Origin of the sequence: Cupriavidus sp. L7L (assembly GCF_004353535.1) — a bacterium.
In the GTDB taxonomy this organism is placed as follows: domain Bacteria; phylum Pseudomonadota; class Gammaproteobacteria; order Burkholderiales; family Burkholderiaceae; genus Cupriavidus; species Cupriavidus oxalaticus_A.
This window is the reverse complement of sequence record NZ_SMNY01000100.1, coordinates 1-2,564: the sequence shown is the minus strand read 5'-3', so window position 1 is coordinate 2,564 and position 2,564 is coordinate 1. Positions and strand designations below refer to the sequence as shown.

General features: G+C 64.1%; 2 protein-coding genes. Both read left to right on the top strand.

The genetic code is table 11. The features are described from left to right. Positions 1-168 precede the first annotated feature (168 nt). On the top strand, positions 169-1,692 hold the full coding sequence (gene istA / locus E1J61_RS35925; RefSeq protein WP_133098530.1) for an IS21 family transposase: 1,524 nt from the start codon (positions 169-171) through the stop codon (positions 1,690-1,692). Positions 1,693-1,705: 13 nt separating this feature from the next. Further along, the gene (istB, locus tag E1J61_RS35920) at positions 1,706-2,473 is read left to right on the top strand and encodes an IS21-like element helper ATPase IstB (RefSeq protein WP_133098529.1); all 768 of its coding nucleotides are present in this window, start codon (positions 1,706-1,708) and stop codon (positions 2,471-2,473) included. Positions 2,474-2,564 lie beyond the last annotated feature (91 nt).

The window sequence follows — 2,564 nt, the reverse complement described above, 5'->3', positions numbered from 1 at the left end:
TGCGTATTTCGGACGAACGTGACCGGCCGTTTCGGGATCGTGACCGGCGATTTCGGCAACGTGACCGGGCATTTCGGGAACGTGACCGACCGGACCGGAAGGCAGGGTTGGCGTTGCGCATGACATCAACCGCACGGGCTATGCTCGCCGGCTTTTGCCGGAGAGAGCATGCCCGCGCACCGGATGAACATGCGCATGATCAAGGACGTTTTAAGACTTAAATTCGACGGCGGCTTCTCGCACGATCGGATCGCCGCGTCGCTGGGCATTTCCAAGGGCGTGGTCACGAAGTACGTCGGACTGGCCGGGGCCGCGGGGCTCGACTGGGCGAGTGCCAGCGACATGGACGAGGGAGAGCTTGAGCGGCGCTTACTCGGCAAGCCCACGGGGCCAGCAGCCTACGCCCAGCCCGACTACGGGCGGATCCATCAGGAACTGCGCCGCAAGGGCATGACGCTCACCCTGCTGTGGGAGGAGTACCAGGCCGAGTTCGCGGACCGGCAGACCTACCGCTATACGCAGTTCTGCGAGCACTACAAGGCATTCACCAAACGCCTGAAGCGCTCGATGCGTCAGATCCACCGCGCCGGCGAGAAGCTGTTCGTTGACTTCGCCGGCCCCACGCTGCCGCTGACGACCGGACGCCGCGCACACATCTTCGTGGCCGCCATGGGCGCGTCGAGCTACACATTCGCGTGCGCGACGCCGGCCGAAACGATGGAGGACTGGCTGGGCGGGATTGCACGCGCGCTGACCTTCTATGGCGGCGTGCCGCAGCTGGTCGTGCCGGACAACCCGCGCGCAATGATTGCCGATCCCGACCGTTATGAGCCGCGCGCGAGTGATACCGTGCTGGACTTCGCGCGTCATTACGGCACGTCCTTCCTGCCCGCTCGCGTATATCGCCCACAGGACAAACCAAAAGTAGAAGTTGCAGTCCAGGTGGTTGAGCGCTGGATCATGGCGCGCCTGCGTCATCATCAGTTTGCGTCAGTTCAATTGGTCAATGACGCGATCCAGCCGCTGCTGAAGAACCTGAACGAGCGCCCGTTCCAGAAGTTGCCCGGATGCCGCGCCAGCGCGTTCGCCGAACTGGATGCGCCGGCCCTGCAGCCGCTGCCGGCACAGCCCTATGAGCTGGCGCACTTCAAGTCGGTGACGGTTCATATCGACTATCACGTCGAGATCAACAAGCACCGTTACAGCGTGCCGCACGCCCTGGTCGGCCTCAAGCTCGATGCCCGCATCACAGCGGGGGCTGTCGAACTGTTGCATCGCGGCCGCCGCGTTGCCAGCCACGCCCGCAATGACCGCGTGGGTGGCTACACCACCGTCGTCGAGCACATGCCGGCGGCGCACCGCGCCCATCTCGAATGGACGCCGCAGCGGCTGATTCACTGGGGGCAGCAGATCGGCGCGGCAACCGGCGCGCTCGTCACGCGACTGCTGCAGGAGCAACGCCATCCGGAACACGGCTATCGGGCGTGCCTCGGATTGCTCTCGCTGTCTCGGCGCTTTGGCCGCGACCGCCTTGAAGCTGCGTGTGCGCTGGCGCTGGAACTGGGCGTGCACCGTTACCGCCACGTGCGCGACATCCTGATCAACAACCGCGACCGCGCTGCGGCGGCAACGCCTGCCGACTGGATCAGCCCGAGCCACGCGCATGTACGCGGTCCCAGCTACTACCAATAAAAGAGAACCCACCATGATGATGCACCAGACCCTGACGCAGCTGCGCACCCTGAAGCTGGACGGCTTCGCTGATGGCCTCGAAGAACAGTTGACGCAGCCCGGCGCGGCCAGCCTGAGCTTCGAGGAGCGACTGTCCCTGTTGGTCGACCGGGAAGCCAGCTGGCGTGATGACCGGCGCCGCACCCGACTGCTCAAGCAGGCGCGTCTCAAGTATCCGCAGGCCGCCATCGAGGACCTCGATACCCGTTCCGGTCGAGGCGTGGACCCGCGCTCGCTCACGAGCCTGGCACTTGGCGACTGGGTCGAAGCCGGCTACAGCCTGCTCATCAGCGGCCCAACCGGCGCGGGCAAATCATGGCTCGCCTGCGCCCTGGCGCAATATGCCTGCCGGCGCGGACATTCCGCCTTGTATCTGCGCGTGCCACGACTTGGCGAGGAACTGCGCGTACTCCACGGCAACGGCGGCTTCACCAAATGGCTGCTGCAGGTCGCCCGCGTTGACGTCCTGCTACTGGATGATTGGGGAATGGCTCCCCTCGATGCAATGGTTCGCAACGATCTGCTCGAGATGATCGATGACCGAGCGGCGGGCAAGGCGACCATCATCACCAGCCAGTTACCGATTGAGCATTGGCACAGCTGGATCGGCGACGAAACCATCGCCGATGCGATGCTCGACCGTCTCATGCAGCGCCATCACCGGATCACGCTCACTGGCGAATCGCTCAGAAAAGCATCACCAAAACCCAACATCCTGGAGCCCGAACTCGACCAGAACTGATACGAAACCCTACAATCGACACCGCGCAACGCCTATCTCGCCAAATCGGTCACGTTCCCGAAATCGGCGGTCACGTTCGCCGAAATACGCA